Source organism: Franconibacter sp. IITDAS19 (assembly GCF_023079515.1).
In the GTDB taxonomy this organism is placed as follows: Bacteria; Pseudomonadota; Gammaproteobacteria; order Enterobacterales; family Enterobacteriaceae; genus Franconibacter; species Franconibacter pulveris.
Window position 1 is genome coordinate 498,593 of sequence record NZ_JALJCP010000001.1, and the last position, 16,656, is coordinate 515,248.

14 protein-coding genes are annotated in these 16,656 nt (G+C 56.6%); 3 read left to right on the plus strand and 11 right to left on the minus strand.

Features of this window, described 5'->3' with window-relative positions; translation table 11 throughout:
- The first annotated feature begins 24 nt into the window (after window positions 1-24).
- Window positions 25-2,673, plus strand: a complete 2,649-nt coding sequence (locus tag MT962_RS02515) for a beta-N-acetylhexosaminidase (RefSeq protein ID WP_247364458.1) — start codon at window positions 25-27, stop codon at window positions 2,671-2,673.
- A 55-nt stretch (window positions 2,674-2,728) separates the two neighbouring features.
- Here MT962_RS02515 and MT962_RS02520 read toward each other — a convergent pair whose 3' ends face one another.
- From MT962_RS02520 to ybfF, 5 genes are all read right to left on the minus strand, one after another.
- Window positions 2,729-3,340, minus strand: a complete 612-nt coding sequence (locus MT962_RS02520) for a helix-turn-helix domain-containing protein (RefSeq protein ID WP_024557165.1) — start codon at window positions 3,338-3,340, stop codon at window positions 2,729-2,731.
- A 335-nt stretch (window positions 3,341-3,675) separates the two neighbouring features.
- Complete coding sequence (gene fur / locus MT962_RS02525) at window positions 3,676-4,122, minus strand: ferric iron uptake transcriptional regulator (protein WP_024557164.1); 447 nt, start codon at window positions 4,120-4,122, stop codon at window positions 3,676-3,678.
- Window positions 4,123-4,421: 299 nt separating this feature from the next.
- Window positions 4,422-4,952, minus strand: coding sequence for a flavodoxin FldA (gene fldA, locus MT962_RS02530; protein ID WP_024557163.1), 531 nt, complete (start codon window positions 4,950-4,952; stop codon window positions 4,422-4,424).
- A 155-nt stretch (window positions 4,953-5,107) separates the two neighbouring features.
- Complete coding sequence (ybfE, locus tag MT962_RS02535; protein ID WP_024557162.1) at window positions 5,108-5,389, minus strand: LexA regulated protein; 282 nt, start codon at window positions 5,387-5,389, stop codon at window positions 5,108-5,110.
- Between the two features lie 129 nt (window positions 5,390-5,518).
- Entirely contained in the window at window positions 5,519-6,286 is a 768-nt protein-coding gene (gene ybfF / locus MT962_RS02540; RefSeq protein WP_247364459.1) for an esterase, read from the minus strand.
- 184 nt (window positions 6,287-6,470) lie between these two features.
- Between ybfF and seqA the strand changes: the two genes are divergently transcribed.
- Together seqA and pgm are read left to right on the plus strand one after the other, a co-directional pair.
- Entirely contained in the window at window positions 6,471-7,013 is a 543-nt protein-coding gene (seqA, locus tag MT962_RS02545) for a replication initiation negative regulator SeqA (protein ID WP_024557160.1), read from the plus strand.
- 24 nt (window positions 7,014-7,037) lie between these two features.
- Window positions 7,038-8,678 (plus strand): phosphoglucomutase (alpha-D-glucose-1,6-bisphosphate-dependent), encoded by a 1,641-nt coding sequence (gene pgm, locus MT962_RS02550; RefSeq protein WP_024557159.1) that lies wholly within the window; start codon window positions 7,038-7,040, stop codon window positions 8,676-8,678.
- 51 nt (window positions 8,679-8,729) lie between these two features.
- On the opposite strand, the gene kdpE is transcribed toward pgm, so the two are convergent.
- Genes kdpE through kdpF form a run of 6 tightly spaced genes read right to left on the minus strand, consistent with a single transcriptional unit; the run spans window position 8,730 to window position 16,522 of the window.
- Window positions 8,730-9,407 carry a two-component system response regulator KdpE gene (gene kdpE, locus MT962_RS02555; RefSeq protein WP_024559694.1) on the minus strand — a complete coding sequence of 226 codons (678 nt, stop codon included), beginning with the start codon at window positions 9,405-9,407 and terminating at the stop codon, window positions 8,730-8,732.
- Window positions 9,404-12,088, minus strand: coding sequence for a two-component system sensor histidine kinase KdpD (kdpD, locus tag MT962_RS02560; RefSeq protein WP_247364462.1), 2,685 nt, complete (start codon window positions 12,086-12,088; stop codon window positions 9,404-9,406). The genes kdpE and kdpD overlap by 4 nt, the downstream gene beginning before the upstream one ends.
- 10 nt (window positions 12,089-12,098) lie before the next feature.
- A complete protein-coding gene (kdpC, locus tag MT962_RS02565) occupies window positions 12,099-12,671 on the minus strand; it encodes a potassium-transporting ATPase subunit KdpC (protein WP_048887183.1) in 573 nt (190 codons plus the stop codon).
- 10 nt (window positions 12,672-12,681) lie between these two features.
- Entirely contained in the window at window positions 12,682-14,730 is a 2,049-nt protein-coding gene (gene kdpB / locus MT962_RS02570; protein WP_247364464.1) for a potassium-transporting ATPase subunit KdpB, read from the minus strand.
- A 20-nt stretch (window positions 14,731-14,750) separates the two neighbouring features.
- On the minus strand, window positions 14,751-16,433 hold the full coding sequence (gene kdpA / locus MT962_RS02575; RefSeq protein ID WP_247364466.1) for a potassium-transporting ATPase subunit KdpA: 1,683 nt from the start codon (window positions 16,431-16,433) through the stop codon (window positions 14,751-14,753).
- On the minus strand, window positions 16,433-16,522 hold the full coding sequence (kdpF, locus tag MT962_RS02580; RefSeq protein WP_071788469.1) for a K(+)-transporting ATPase subunit F: 90 nt from the start codon (window positions 16,520-16,522) through the stop codon (window positions 16,433-16,435). The genes kdpA and kdpF overlap by 1 nt, the downstream gene beginning before the upstream one ends.
- Between the last annotated feature and the right edge of the window lie 134 nt (window positions 16,523-16,656).

Below are 16,656 nucleotides of genomic sequence, written 5' to 3' on the forward strand. Positions count from 1 at the left end.
GCTATCTCGCTCTGAGGGAACAAAATGAAGAGATTACAGCGTAGTGTTTTAGCGCTCGCTCTGGCCGGACTAATGAGCAGCGCCTGGGCAGACCAGGAACTGGCGAATAAACTGAGTCAGTTTACGCTCAATTATGCCGTGCAGGATAACCACGCACAGCAACACGGCGTGGACTGCGCGGCGCTCGGCGCCGACTGGGCCGCCTGCAGTAAAGCCGTTATCACCTTAACGAACCATGGCGATGCGCTAACCGACAGAAACTGGACTATCTGGTTTCACAGTATCCGGCAAATCCTGAAGGTGGAGAATGAACAGTTTAAGGTCACCCACGTCATGGGTGACCTGCATAAGCTTGAACCCACCGATAAGTTTACGGGCTTTCCGGCAAACCAGACCGTCACTATCCCGATTATTAATGAGTACTGGCAGCTTTTTATTACCGACGTGCTCCCTCGCTGGTATGTCACCTCTGACGACAGTCGTCCCGTTATTATCGCCAACACCGACACAGAAGATCTGGCCCGGTTTGTCAGCCCGCTCGGTGAACAGTGGAGGCGTACGCCGGATGATAAAAATGTGTTGATGACCGCAGAGGCGCGCTATAACAAAAACAGCGATGTCGCTTTACCGGATGCTGCGGCGCTGCGAGGAGAGATTGTTCCTACCCCTAAAACGGTTACGGTGCATGCCGAAAATGTGGACTTAAGCCGCGGGGTCGTGCTCGACCTGGCTTCGCTTGCGCCGGCTTCCCGCGAGGCGGTGGCTTCGCGTTTCGCGCAGCTCGGCGTGAAAACCGGTCAGGGCTATCCGGTTAACACTCTCGTTGCGCCAGACGACTTTCAGAAACCGGAGGCGGTATCCGGCGCTTACCGTTTACAAATCAAGCCGCAGGAGACAATAGTGACGGGATACGACGCCGCTGGCGTCTTCTACGGTCTACAATCCCTGCTCTCACTGCTCCCGGCGCAAGGTAAGCCGCAAATCGCTACGCTTGAGGCGAGCGATGCGCCTCGCTTTAGCTGGCGCGCTATTCATCTGGACGTCGGACGCAATTTCCATTCAAAAGCGGCGGTGTTGCGTCTGCTGGATCAAATGGCCGCTTATAAACTCAACAAGTTTCATTTCCACCTGAGCGATGATGAAGGCTGGCGCCTGGAAATCCCCGGGCTGCCGGAACTGACCGAAACAGGGGCGAAACGCTGCCATGACCTCACTGAAAAACGCTGTCTTCTGCCGCAGTTGGGTTCGGGGCCCGAGAGTAATAACAACGGCAGCGGCTACTTCACGCGCGCTGATTATATTGAGATTGTGAAATACGCTGCTGCGCGGCACATCGAGGTTATCCCTGAAATTGATATGCCCGCGCATGCGAGGGCGGCGGTGGTATCAATGGAAGCGCGCTATGCCCGCTTAATGGAAGCGGGAAAAGCGCAGGAAGCAAACCATTACCGCCTGCTGGATCCCGCCGACACCTCAAACACAACAGGCGTGCAGTATTACGATCGAACCGGTTATCTGAATCCTTGTCTCGCTTCGTCACGCAACTTCGTCGACAAAGTCATCTCTGAGGTTCAGTTGATGCATAAAGAGGCGGGGCAACCTTTAACCGTCTGGCACGCTGGCGGCGACGAGGCGAAGAATATCTACCTGGGAACAGGGTATACCGACAAGTCCCATCCGGAAGAGGGGAAGGGGATTATCGATCTGAGTAAACAAAATAAGCCGTGGGAAAAATCACCTGCGTGTAAAAAGCTGCTTGAACGGGGCGAGGTCGCGGACGTTGAACACCTTTCCAGCTACTTTGGCATTGAGATCAGCAAGCTGGTAAATGCGCACGGCATCAGCGTCATGCAGGCCTGGCAGGATGGGCTGAAAGATGCGAAAGACGCCAGCGCGTTCAGCACCCGTCAGGTTAATGTTAACTTCTGGGACACGCTGTTCTGGGGCGGCTTTGATACGGCAAACGACTGGGCGAATAAAGGTTTCAGGGTTATCGTCTCCAACCCTGACTACCTCTATCTGGATTTCCCCTATGAAGTCAACCCGGCGGAGAGCGGCTATTACTGGGGAACACGGTTCAGCGACGAGCGTAAAATCTTCAGCTTTGCGCCAGACAACCTGCCGCAGAATGCGGAAACTTCCGTCGATCGCGATGGCAATACCTTCAGTGCGAAATCTGACAAGCCCTGGCCGGGTGCGCTGGGCCTTTCCGCTCAGCTCTGGAGCGAAGTCGTTCGTACCGATAAGCAGATGGAGTACATGATCTACCCAAGGCTTATTGTTGTCGCTGAGCGCGCATGGCATCGCGCCGCCTGGGAGCAGGATTATCAGGCGGGTCGCGAGTATAAGGGCCAGGAAACGCAGTGGGTGGATAAAAAAGCCCTCGCCTCAGACTGGGCTCGCTTTGCAAGCCTTATAGGCCACCGGGAGCTGGCGAAACTGGACAAAGCGGGCATCCAGTATCGTTTGCCGGTGCCGGGCGCCAGAGTGGAAAAAGGCATACTGGAAATAAACACCAGCCTGCCGGGGCTGGCGGCAGAATACTCTACGGATAACGGTAAAAACTGGCTACGCTATGACAGTAAGGCGCGACCACAGGTTGAGGGCGAAGTACTGATTCGCGCGGTAAGCCCGGATGGTCAACGCTACAGCCGTGTCGATAGCGTTAAATAGTCCCGTAAAAAAAAGCCCGCCTGATGGCGGGCTTTTTTTATCTTTCAGCAAAAGCTTACAGGCTTTCTGGCAGCGTACGCAGCGCGGTTAATTTTCCTTTGCTTATTTCTACGTAATTATCATGCCGCAACTGCGACAACGTTTTCATCACCATGCTGCGAGAAAGATTGGTTCGCTTAACGATATAATCGGCAACGTTAATCTTATTTCGCATAAATTCATCCATGGCGGCAAGCGTGACCAGATTACCTTTAATCATGAGGTAGCTATTATGCCCAAGCAATAATTCTTCGCGATGGCAGAGTAAGTCGATGTTCCAGGCCAGTACCTTATATAACTGTGGTTGGCACTGATGATTCTCTATTTCACTCAGAAATTTATCAAAAGGAATGAGCTGATAGTGGCACTCAGCATCGGCCTGAATTCTGAAATAGTTTTTATTATTAAGATTACGCGCAACGCCCAGAATAGACGGGGCGCTACATTTTTCAATCAGTAATCTGTCACTTTTACGCAATACGGAAAAAAGGCCGCCGCGAATAATGCAAACAAAGCCTTCACGCGTTGGAATAGACGTATTTTTTTCTGCGCGATACCAGTTGCCGTAACCATTAAAGATATCGGACAGTCGATAAATTTCGGCAAGGGGTTTCTGAGGTATTACCATAACGGCGACCTTTGTATAAGTATATTATTGGAATAAATAACGAGGGGCTATTCTAATAGAGTTGATTTTTTTACTGCAAGACAGGCCAATGACGTTGTAAGCCTGAATGGGGCGCTTGAGGGGGGTAACTGATTGAATGGTAAAATAATTTACTTTTTCTGAAAATAAAAAGTAAGAAAAAGATAAGATAAAATAAGTTCTTGACCAGTATATTAAAATAGCAAGCATCAAAAAAATGGATTATTAGCGTCGCGCCTGCCTGATAAAGGTGTAAAAAAAGCCGACATACTATGTCGGCTTATTAACAAAAAGCAAAAACGGAACGCTATTTTCGCTTACTTTGTGTCGTGCGCGTGCTCGTTTTCGCGGCAGTCGCCATCGGCACAGTGGCCATAGAGATAGAGGCTATGGTTAGTCAAACGAATGCCATGGCGAGAAGCGATTTCACGCTGACGCGCTTCGATAGAGTCGTCGCTAAACTCGATAACTTTGCCGCAGTCGAGGCAAATCAGGTGGTCATGATGATGCTGTTGAGTCAGTTCGAAAACGGATTTGCCGCCTTCAAAGTTATGACGCGTAACGATACCCGCGTCGTCAAACTGATTCAGCACACGGTAAACGGTCGCGAGACCAATCTCTTCGCCCATGTCAATGAGGCGCTTGTATAAGTCTTCCGCACTGACATGATGGTTTACTGGCTCCTGCAACACTTCAAGGATTTTCAGTCGAGGAAGCGTGACTTTCAGGCCAGCCTTCTTTAATGCGGTGTTATTGTCAGTCATGCGGAATCTGTCCTGTTGCTAAACGGTGTGCTCCGGAGAGCTTAAGATCGGATGCGCTGAAGATGAATGCGACTCATTATAGAACTGACAGGCCCAAATGAAAACCGCAAGCGTCCAGCAATAGTGCTTTTCAAAACGTGGCGAGCGCGGCGCTTGCCGTCTCGTTACCCGATAATCCAGAAGGGTATTGTACAGATATGCGGATGAAAGTTAAAAATTTGTAGCAATCATTTTTATCGCTTTTATCTATCAATGAAGCTAAAACGGCGATAAAAAATACATTTATCGCCGTTTCACGATTAGGCGTTAATGATTTCCTGCAGATGCAGCTCTTCAGAAACTTGCTTAACCCATTTTTCGACGCGTTCAGCGGTCAGTTCCGGCTGACGATCTTCATCAATGGCAAGGCCAACGAAGTGATCGTCATCGGCAAGACCTTTAGAGGCTTCAAAGTGATAACCTTCCGTCGGCCAGTGACCCACAATAGTGGCGCCGCGCGGTTCAATAATGTCGCGAATGGTGCCGAGCGCGTCGCAGAAGTATTCCGCGTAGTCTTCCTGATCGCCGCAGCCGAAGAGCGCGACCAGCTTGCCATTGAAGTCAATCTCTTCAAGGGTCGGGAAGAAATCATCCCAGTCGCACTGCGCTTCGCCGTAGTACCAGGTCGGGATGCCAAGCAGCAGGATATCGAAACCTTCCAGATCTTCTTTGCTGCTCTTGGCAATATCGTGCACTTCAGCAACGTCTTTCCCGAGCTGTTTCTGAATAACTTTTGCGATATTTTCGGTGTTGCCGGTGTCGCTGCCGAAAAAAATGCCTACGATTGCCATGAGAAAAATAACCTCTTGAATCCTAATGATATGGTAGTGGCGAAATGCCCACAGATAGGGCAATCATAGCAGAACAGAGAAGAGGGCGGAAACAGCTATCACGGTGGGGTGCACACTCTGACACATTTCCATACAAGAAAAAGGGTTTTAAGGCCTTAGCTATTCAGCGCCTTGAGCTGCGCCAGCAAAATTTCTTCAATCAATTCGCTGCGACTCATGTTGCGCGCCTGCGCCAGCTGCGTCAGGGCGTCAACCGCTTCCGCGTTAAGTTTTAACTCTACACGTTTAAGCCCGCGAACTTTGTCGCGCTTGAGCTGGTTCCGTTTGTTGATGCGCAACTGTTCGTCACGCGACAGCGGATTGGTTTTCGGGCGACCCGGGCGACGCTCGTCCGCGAACAGATCTAATGTCGTACGGTCCGTTTGTTCTTTGGCCATGATTTGACTACTGACAGGGGAAACAGGCTGCCGGAGCGGATGCCCGGGTGTCATTCAGCGCGCCATCATACATCAGGGAACGAGGCGCGCCAACGCGTTAGCGGCATGTTAGCGCCAGTCGCCTTGTTTTTAATCAGTTTTCAGGAAGCGACGAATGGCGCGCAATACGGCTTCAGGCTTTTCGGCATGCACCCAGTGCCCGGCGCCGGCAATGACATGCGCTCGCGCCGCCGGGAACTGCTTAAGCAAGGCCTCGCGGTGATTTTCCTGTACGTAAGGCGAAGCGCCGCCAGCGATAAACAGCGAAGGACCATGCCAGGCGGGCACCTCCTGCCAGCCAACTATGTGCTCATACTGCTCCCAGAGCGTCGGCACATTGAAACGCCATTCACCGTCGGCGAAGGATTTCAGCAGAAACTGAACGACGCCTTCTTCAGAGAGGCGCTCGCGCATAATGGCGGCCGCCTGCTGGCGCGTCGCGGCGCCCGCTTCGCTTACCGCGCGAATGGCGGCGAAAATTTCATCGTGACGTCGTACCTGATAGTCGACAGGCGCTATATCAATCGTCACCAGTTTAACGATGCGCTCCGGTATCAGCGCGGTCACGGCCATTGCCGCTTTGCCGCCCATGGAGTGCCCGATAAGCACCACGTTATCAAGCTGGTGGGCATCCAGCGTTTCCACGATATCCTGCGCCATTGCAGGATACGTCATCTCATCGCTACGCGGCGAAAGACCGTGGTTGCGCATATCGACCTGCAGCACATCGCGATCTTTCGCCAGATCGCGAGCCAGCACGCCGAGGTTATCCAGACTGCCAAACAGGCCGTGAATCAAAACGACAGGCGAATTGTTATTCGGTTGTTGCGCAGATTGCATTCGGGTATTCAATTTCATGGCAAAGTTCTTTTTTTGCATCTGAAAGGTTAGGGTATCATGTTGACCATTCTGCCGTCCGGCTGCAAGAAGCCAGTTAATTCCGACTTTTGCCGCCCCTCCAGGTGTGACGCTATCCGCTGTTGGGTTTTACTTCTATAATCCCAACGACTTGTATTCAGAAAAGATATTGCACTGGATTAAGATGAAAACGATTGAAGTTGATGACGAGCTGTATCGCTACATTGCCAGCCACACTCAGCACATTGGCGAAAGCGCGTCCGACATTTTACGGCGCATGCTTAAAGTTGCCGCCGGCTCGCAAGCCGCTGCCGCTCAGGCGAAAGAGAGCGCGCCTGTCAGCGCAGCCGTTGCCGAAAAGCCGGCGAACCCTGCCAAAGACCGCGTTCGCGCTATGCGAGAGCTGCTTTTATCGGACGAATACGCAGAACAGAAGCGAGCGGTCAATCGTTTCATGCTGGTGCTGTCTACACTCTATTCACTGGATGCAAAAGCGTTTGCCGAAGCCACCGAGTCGCTGCATGGCCGCACCCGCGTCTATTTCGCCGGTGACGAGCAAACGCTGCTGCAAAGCGGCAACCAGACCAAGCCCAAACATGTTCCGGGCACGCCATACTGGGTTATTACTAATACGAATACGGGCCGCAAATGCAGCATGATCGAACATATCATGCAGACCATGCAGTTCCCGGCGGAATTAATTGAAAAGGTTTGCGGCACCATCTAACACAAGCGTCAGAAGGATCAGGCCATGGCAATGCATAACCGTGCGGGTCAACCCGCGCAACAAAGTGATTTGATTAACGTCGCGCAGCTTACCGCGCAGTACTACGTATTGAAGCCGGAAGTCGGCAACGTTGAGCACGCGGTGAAGTTCGGTACCTCCGGCCATCGCGGCAGCGCGGGACGTCACAGCTTTAACGAGCCGCACATTCTGGCTATCGCCCAGGCCATTGCCGAAGAGCGCGCTAAAAACGGCATTACCGGCCCGTGCTATGTGGGTAAAGATACCCATGCGCTCTCTGAGCCCGCTTTTATCTCTGTGCTGGAAGTCCTGTCCGCGAACGGCGTCGATATCATCGTGCAGGAAAACAATGGTTACACCCCAACGCCTGCGGTTTCCAACGCTATCCTGGTTCACAACAAAAATGGCGGCGCTCAGGCGGACGGCATTGTCATTACCCCCTCTCACAACCCGCCGGAAGATGGCGGCATCAAATACAATCCGCCGAACGGCGGCCCGGCGGATACTAACGTAACCAAAGTGGTGGAAGATCGCGCAAACGCGCTGTTGGCGAACGGCCTGAAAGAGGTTAAACGCCTGCCGCTTGACGAAGCCTGGGCCAGCGGTCGCATTCAGGAAAAAGACCTGGTGCAGCCGTTTGTCGAAGGATTGGCAGATATTGTCGATATGGCGGCTATCCAGAAAGCGGGCCTGAAGCTCGGCGTTGACCCGCTTGGCGGCTCCGGTATCGAATACTGGAAGCGTATTGCGGAGCACTACAAGCTGGATCTGACCATTGTTAACGATCAGGTCGATCAAACTTTCCGCTTCATGCACCTTGATAAAGATGGCGTTATCCGTATGGACTGCTCCTCTGAGTCTGCGATGGCGGGGCTGCTGGCGCTGCGTGATAAGTTCGATCTGGCCTTTGCCAACGACCCGGATTACGACCGTCACGGTATTGTCACCCCGGCGGGGCTGATGAACCCGAACCACTATCTGGCGGTCGCCATTAACTATCTGTTCCAGCATCGTCCGCAGTGGGGCAACGAGGTGGCTGTCGGTAAAACGCTGGTCTCATCCGCGATGATTGACCGCGTGGTGAACGATCTCGGCCGTAAGCTGGTGGAAGTGCCGGTAGGCTTCAAATGGTTCGTTGATGGCCTTTACGACGGCAGCTTTGGCTTCGGCGGCGAAGAGAGCGCGGGCGCCTCTTTCCTGCGTTTTGACGGCACGCCGTGGTCCACCGATAAAGACGGCATCATCATGTGTCTGCTGGCGGCGGAAATCACTGCCGTCACCGGCAAAAACCCGCAGCAGCATTATGATGAACTGGCTGAACGCTTCGGCGCGCCGAGCTATAACCGTCTGCAGGCTTCCGCCACGTCCGCGCAAAAAGCGGCGCTTTCTAAGCTGTCGCCGGAAATGGTCAGCGCAAGCCAGCTGGCGGGCGACCCCATCACGGCGCGCCTGACCGCCGCGCCGGGCAACGGCGCTTCCATTGGCGGGCTGAAAGTGATGACTGACAACGGCTGGTTCGCCGCGCGTCCGTCAGGCACGGAAGACGCGTACAAAATCTATTGTGAAAGCTTCCTCGGCGCGGAACACCGTAAGCAGATTGAGAAAGAAGCGGTGGAGATCGTCAGCGAAGTGTTGAAAAACGCCTGATGGGTTGAATATAAAAAGGGAGCGCTTGTCGCTCCCTTTTTTATGTCGGCGTTACAGCATAAAGCGGTAGCCAATCCCCGTTTCTGTCAGCAGATGGCGCGGACGCGCCGGATCGCTTTCCAGTTTCTGGCGCAGGTGGCCCATATAGATGCGCAAATAGTGGCTATGCTCCACGGCGTTCGGGCCCCAGACCTGGCTTAAAAGCTGCCGCTGCGTCAGCACCTTGCCGTGATTATTCAGCAGCACCGCCAGCAGGCGAAACTCGATGGGCGTCAGGTGAATTTCTTCTTCGCCGCGCAGAATGCGCCGTGTAGCGAGATCGACATGAATATCGGAAAAGTGATAAGCCGGATCGTCCGGGGTTGAGCTGCCATGACGACGCAGCGCCACGCGCAGGCGCGCCTGCAGCTCGCCGATGCCGAAGGGTTTGCTCAGATAATCATCCGCCCCGGCATCCAGCGCGGCGATTTTATCTTCCTCTTCGCTGCGTGCTGACAGCACTATCACCGGGCGCTGGCTCCACTGGCGAAAATCGCGGATAAAATCCAGCCCGTCGCCGTCGGGCAAGCCAAGATCGAGTATGACCAGATCCGGTTTGCGGGTCGCGGCCTCAATCAGCCCGCGCTGCAACGTTTCCGCTTCATGAACGCGCAAGCCTTCGCTTTCCAGCGCAGCGCGCAGAAAGCGGCGGATCTCTTTCTCATCTTCGACAATCAGTACGCTAATCACATGTCCTCGTGAATATCCAGCTCAGGGGGGCGCTGCTGGGGCAGCACGATGTGGAAGCTTGCGCCGCCTTCAGGGCGGTTTTTAGCGTAAATGATGCCGCCGTGCACCTCAACTATAGCCTGACAAATAGCGAGACCGAGCCCGACGCCGGGAATGGCGGATTCTTTGTTGCCGCGCGCAAATTTCGCGAAAATCGCCGCTTCCTGACCCGGTGGGATCCCCGGCCCGCTGTCCCAGACTTCCAGCTCCAGTTGCTCGTCCCGACGGCTGGCCCGTACGCCGATGCGCGCCGCCGAGCCCGCATACTTCACGGCGTTTTCCAGCAAATTAATCAGCACGCGCTCAAGCAAGGCGCCGTCGACGTAAATCAACATCAGCGGGTCCGGCAGCGCGAGTTCAATATGCCGCCCGCCAAGGCCTGGCTCCAGCATTTTCAGCGCGCTGCCGACCACTTCCTCAAGCGTCAACCACTCTTTGCGCAGATTAAAGCCGCCGGACTGAATGCGCGCCATATCCAGTAAGTTATTCACCAGCCGCGTGGTGTTCAGCACATGCTGGCGAATAGCGCTGGCCTGCAGGGCATGTTTTGAGCCTTCAGAGGCGAGGTCGAGCGTCAGGATCTCCGCCTGGCCGAAAAGTACGGTAAGCGGCGTGCGTAAATCATGAGAAAGGGCCGCCAGCAGCGAGTTACGCAGTTGCTCATGCTCGCTCGCCATACGTGCCTGCTCCTCGCTTTTAGTCAGCCACAGCCGCTCAAGCGCGCTGGCGATAAGCAGGGTGAAGGTCTCCAGCAAACGCTGCTGCTCCGGGATCATCAACTGGCGCAGGCTTGAAGGTTCGACAATCAGCAGGCCGTGGGTTTTGTGCGCGGTGCGCAGCGGCAGGATCTGATACGGCACGCCGGGCAGCGTGTCGGTGCCGGCGCCCGCTGGCTGACCATTATCGAAACTCCAGCGGGCGATGGCCTCATCCCATGCGCTGATGCTGGCGGTATCGACAGGCGGCAGCAATTTACCGTGCTCATCGGGCAGCAGCATCAGGCTGCGGGCATGAAACGTGGAGTCGATAAAGCGCTCGCTGGTCACGGCGATATCCTGCGCCGAACGGCCCACCGCCAGCGCTTTCGACATTTCATAAAGATGGCGCGTGCGCTGCTCCCGATAACGCGCTATTCGCGCCTGGTAGCGTACGCCCGCGGTCAGGTTGCCGATAACCAGCCCGACGGTAAGCATCACCGCAAAGGTGAGCAGATACTGCACATCGGAGACCGCCAGCGTGCCGCGCGGGGCGATGAAAAAGAGATCGAAGCTGATGACATTAATCACCGTCGCCAGTACGGACGGCCAGCGCCCGTAAAAGAGGGCGACCATGACCACGCCCAGCAGATAGACCATCACCAGGTTGGCGGCGTCAAAGGCCGAAAGCCACTGATTCGCTACCAGCGTGATTAAGGCGCAAAGCAGCAGGGCGACGAGACAGCCGCGAATTTGTATGCGCCACTTTTCTGTAAAGGGGCGCGCGTCCGGGGCCTTAGGCGCGCTGGCGAGAGGCTTGTCATCAAGCGCGACGATAAGCAAGTCGAGGTCCGGCGCATGGCGCGCCAGCCGTTCGGCGAAGGTTTCGCGGTTCCACCAGCGGCGGCGATTGCGCCTGCCGATGATAATTTTGCCAAGGTTATGTTCCCGCGCGTAGCGCAGCAGCGCTTTCTCTTCCTCCGCTTCCGCGAGCGTGGCGGTTTCCGCGCCCAGCTCCTGGGCAAGGCGCAGCGCGCTTAAGATGGCGCGACGGGATTTTTCCGGCAGGCGATGCAGCCGCGGCGTTTCCACATAGACGGCGTGCCAGGCGCTGCCGAGCTTAGCGGCAAGGCGTGCGGCGGTGCGCACCAGCTTCTCGTTGCCGCTGCCGTGGCCGATGCAAAGCAAAATAGCGTCGCGCGTATGCCAGACCTTTTCCAGCCCCTGGTTATCGCGCCAGACGCGCATCTGCTCGTCCACCCGATCGGCGGTGCGCCGCAGCGCCAGTTCGCGCAGCGCGATCAGATTGCCTTTGCGAAAGAAGTGCTCAATGGCGCGCTCCGCCTGGCCTGCAATGTAAACTTTGCCTTCATGCAGACGCTGGCGCAGGTCATCGGGAGGAAGGTCCACCAGCACCACTTCGTCGGCGGCGTCAAAGAAAGGATCGGGCACCGTTTCGCGCACCTGAATGCCGGTTACTCCGCCCACCACGTCGTTCAGGCTTTCCAGATGCTGCACATTAACGGTAGTGAAAACGTCGATACCGGCGTTGAGCAACTCATCCACATCCTGCCAGCGCTTGGGGTGACGGGAGCCCGGCGCGTTGCTGTGCGCCAGTTCGTCCATCAGGATCAACGCCGGGCGGCGCGCCAGCGCGGCGTCGAGATCAAACTCCTGCACGGTGCGGCTGCGGTGCTGGATACGCTTGAGGGGCTGGATAGCCAGCCCCTCAAGGAGGGCCGCCGTTTCCTGGCGGCCATGGGTTTCCACTACGCCCACCAGGATGTCCAGCCCCTGCTGGCGCAGGCGCTGGGCTTCCTGGAGCATGGCGTAGGTTTTGCCCACGCCCGCGCAGGCGCCGAAGAAGATTTTGAGTTTGCCCCGCGTTCTGTCGCTCGCCTGGCTTAACAGGCGATCCGGGTCCGGACGCGTCGGTTCTTCGGTCATATCCCTTCCTTTATTTTTGCAGCGCATCCAGCGCGAGGTTGAGCTGCACCACATTCACTACCGGCTGGCCGATAAAACCCGGCATTGGCGTTTGCGTATTTTGCGCCACCAGTTGCGCTAATTGTTCAACGGAAAGCTGGCGGGCGCGGGCGACGCGCGGGATCTGCCAGGCGGCGGCCTGCGGCGAAATACCATAATCCAGGCCGCTTGCGGAGGCGGTCACCAGCTCTACCGGCACCGTAGGCGTCGCCTGCGGGTTAGCGGCGCGTAATGCCGCCACTCGCTCCTGCACCTGTTTATCGAGTTCCGGATTGCTGCCCGCGAGGTTGCTGCCACCGGACGCCATGGGATTATACGGCGCTTCGGCAGTGGCGGAGGGGCGGCCCTGGAAATATTTCGCTTCGCTAAACGCCTGACCGATAAGCCGCGAGCCGCGGATTTCTCCCGCTTGCTCGATGAGCGAGCCCTTCGCCTGCGCGTTAAACCACCACTGCCCGAGGGCGGTAGTCACGAGCGGATAGAGGCCGCCGGTAATCAGCGTCAGCAACAGCAGCAGCATAATGGCGGGACGTAACATCGTCATAACTATTTCCTCAGACTAAACCAAAAAGGGTGAGCAGCAGATCGATGGCCTTGATGCCGATAAAGGGCACGACCAACCCGCCCAGCCCGTATATCCACAGGTTGCGGCGCAGCATGGCGGCAGCGCTCAGCGGTTTGTAGCTCACGCCCTTCAGCGCCAGCGGGATAAGAAAAATAATGATCAGCGCGTTGAAAATGACCGCGCTCAGGATTGCCGAGGCGGGGGAGTGCAGATGCATCACGTTCAGCGCGTTAAGCTGCGGATACGTAGCGGCAAACGCCGCCGGAATAATGGCGAAATATTTCGCTACGTCGTTGGCGATGCTGAACGTGGTGAGCGAGCCGCGCGTCATCAGCATCTGCTTGCCGATATGCACCACCTCAATAAGTTTAGTGGGGTTGGAATCGAGGTCCACCATGTTGCCCGCCTCCTTCGCCGCCTGGGTGCCGGAGTTCATCGCCACCGCCACATCCGCCTGCGCCAGCGCGGGGGCGTCATTAGTGCCGTCGCCGGTCATCGCCACCAGCCTACCTTCCGCCTGATACTGACGGATAAGCGCGAGCTTCGCTTCCGGCGTCGCTTCCGAGAGAAAATCATCCACGCCCGCCTCGGCGGCGATAGCGGCGGCGGTGAGGCGGTTATCGCCAGTGATCATCACCGTTTTGATGCCCATTTTGCGCAGCTGTGCGAAGCGCTCTTTAATGCCGCCTTTTACGATATCTTTAAGCGCAATCACCCCGAGCACGTTCGCCCCTTCGGCCACCACCAGCGGCGTGCTGCCCTGGCGGGCAATCTCTTCTACCAGCGTATCCACCTGCGACGGAAAGTGGCCGCCGTTGGCCTCGACGTGACGGCGAATGGCGTCAACTGACCCTTTGCGAATCATCCTGTCGCCGACGTTAATGCCGCTCATGCGCGTCTGGGCGGTGAAGGGCACAAAGGTGGCGTGCAGGTTTTGCACATCGCGTTCGCGCAGATTAAAGCGCTGCTTCGCCAGCACCACAATGCTGCGGCCCTCCGGCGTTTCGTCAGCAAGCGATGCGAGCTGCGCGGCATCGGCCAGTTGTTGTTCATTTACGCCAGGTGCAGGGAGGAAAGCCGAAGCCTGACGGTTGCCAAGCGTAATGGTGCCGGTTTTATCAAGCAGCAGCACATCCACGTCGCCCGCCGCTTCCACTGCGCGTCCGCTGGTGGCGATAACATTTGCCCCGAGCATACGGCTCATCCCGGCGACGCCGATAGCAGACAGCAGCCCGCCGATAGTCGTGGGAATAAGGCACACCAACAGCGCCACCAGCACTGTCACGCTGACGGCCGTGCCGCCGTACAGCGAGAATGGCCAAAGCGTCGCGGTCGCCAGCAGAAAGACTATCGTCAGCGCCACCAGCAGAATGGTCAGCGCGATTTCGTTCGGCGTTTTGCGGCGCTTTGCGTTTTCCACCATCGCTATCATCCGGTCGAGGAAGGTTTCGCCCGGGTTGACGCTGCACTGGATAACCAGCCAGTCGGAAAGTATGCGCGTACCGCCGGTCACCGAGGCGAAATCGCCGCCCGACTCGCGAATCACCGGCGCGGATTCACCGGTAATGGCGCTTTCATCCACCGACGCGCCGCCTTCAATCACTTCACCGTCGCAGGGGATAATGTCGCCAGCCTCCACCAGCACGATATCTCCCTTACGCAGATCCGTGGCGGGCACGTGATCGATCTGCGCATCATGCTGCGGCGCGCGCAGCTTCCGGGCGAAGGCCGTTTTCTTTACGCCCTTCAGGCTATTGGCCTGCGCTTTACTGCGGCCTTCCGCCAGCGCTTCGGCGAAGTTAGCGAACAGCACGGTAAACCACAGCCACAGGCTGATGGCGCCGGTAAACAGCGCCTCTCCGGGCAGGCTGCCTGTGGCCATGGCGACAGCGAGCACGCTGGTCAGCAGACTGCCCAGCCAGACAATGAACATCACCGGGTTACGCCACTGCACGCGTGGGCTCAGTTTCTTGAACGAATCCATCAGCGCCTGACGAAGCAGGGATGCTTCAAACAGCGCCAGTTGCTTGCGACTCATGTATAGCGACTCCGCAATGGTCATTTCACAAGAGAAAGGTGTTCCGCTACCGGGCCTAAGGCGAGGGCGGGGATAAAGGTCAGGGCGCCAACCAGCAGAACCGTGCCGATCAACAGGCCGATAAAGAGCGCGCCGTGCGTGGGCAACGTGCCGACGCCCGCCGGCTGCGCTTTTTTCGCGACCAGCGAGCCCGCTATCGCCATCACCGGAATGATGACCAGAAAACGACCCAGCAGCATGCAAACCGCCAGCAGCAGGTTCCAGAACGGCGTGTTGGCGCTCAGGCCCGCAAAGGCGCTGCCGTTGTTGTTGGCGCCGGAGGAGACGGCGTAGAGCACTTCGCTAAAGCCGTGAATGCCGGGGTTATAGATGCCCGCGCGTCCGGCGTCGGTCATCATGGCGAGCGCGGTGCCGAGCAGCACCAGCGCAGGCGTAACCAGGATAGCCAGCGCGGTCATTTTCATTTCGCGCACGTCGATTTTTTTGCCAAGGTATTCCGGCGTGCGGCCAATCATCAGCCCGGCGATAAACACCGCCAGCAGCACGAACAGCAGCATGCCGTAAAGCCCGGAGCCTACGCCGCCGAAAACCACTTCGCCAATCTGCATCAGCCACAGCGGGATCATGCCGCCAAGCGCGGTGAAGGAGTCGTGCATCGCATTGACCGCGCCGCAGGACGCCGCGGTGGTGACCACGGAAAAGAGGCTGCTCGCCAGAATGCCGAAGCGGCTCTCTTTGCCTTCCATGTTGATGGCGCTATCCGCGCCGAGCGTGAGGAAGTGGCTGTTGCCCTGGGTTTCGGCCCACATCACCACCGCGACGCAGACTACGAAGATAATGCTCATCGACCAGAGAATGGCGCGCCCCTGACGAGCGTCGCCGGTCGCTTCGCCAAAGGTGAAACACAAGGCTGCGGGGATAAGGAAAATCGCCAGCATCTGCACGAAATTGGTCAGCGCGGTCGGATTTTCAAAAGGGTGCGAAGAGTTGGCGTTGAAGAAACCGCCGCCGTTGGTGCCGAGCATCTTGATAGCCTCCTGCGAAGCGACAGGCCCCATCGGCAGCAGCTGTTTCGCCCCTTCCAGCGAGGTATAAGGCTGATAGTCAGCAAAATTCTGAATGACGCCCTGCTGGATAAAGACCAGGGCGATAATCAGCGATATCGGCAGCAATACCCAGAGCGTGACGCGAGTAAGGTCTTTCCACGCGTTGCCAAGCGTCGTCACAGAATGACGGGCAAAGGCGCGAATAAGGGCAAACACCACGGCGATGCCGGTAGCGGCTGAGAGGAAATTTTGCACCGTCAGCCCGACCATCTGGCTGAAATAGCTAACCGTGCTTTCGCCCGCATAAGACTGCCAGTTCGTGTTAGCCACAAAACTGACGGCGGTGTTGAGCGCCAGATGCCAGCTTAAGCCTGGCAACTGCTGCGGATTTAACGGCAGCGAACCTTGCAGCATCAGAATCGCAAAAAGCACCGCCAGTCCAAGAGCGTTAAACAGAAGGATAGCGAACAGGTAGCGCTTCCAGTCCATCTCTTCGTTGCCCACGCCGGTAAAGGACCACAGCCATTTCTCCACTTTGCCGACGACAGGCAGCGGTCCGTCTTCAACGAACCGCGCAAGCACGCTGCCGAGCGGTTTCGCCAGCAGCAGAAGCACCAGCAGGAAACTCGCGATAAGTAAAAAAGCGGGAGCCGCCATCAGAACGCCTCCGCTTTAACAAGGGCATACACCAGGTAGCCCAGCAACAGGAAAACCAGCACCACGCCAGCTATCACGCCTGCACTCACAATCCACCTCCAGTGGGGTATTCAGGATGACGTGAGCTTAGAAATTCGCGCGCAAAGATTTCGCAAAAAAAACGCGGCGGGGTGTAAAAAAAATATAAAAAAAGCAAAAACCATTATTTAACTAAGGTTTAGTA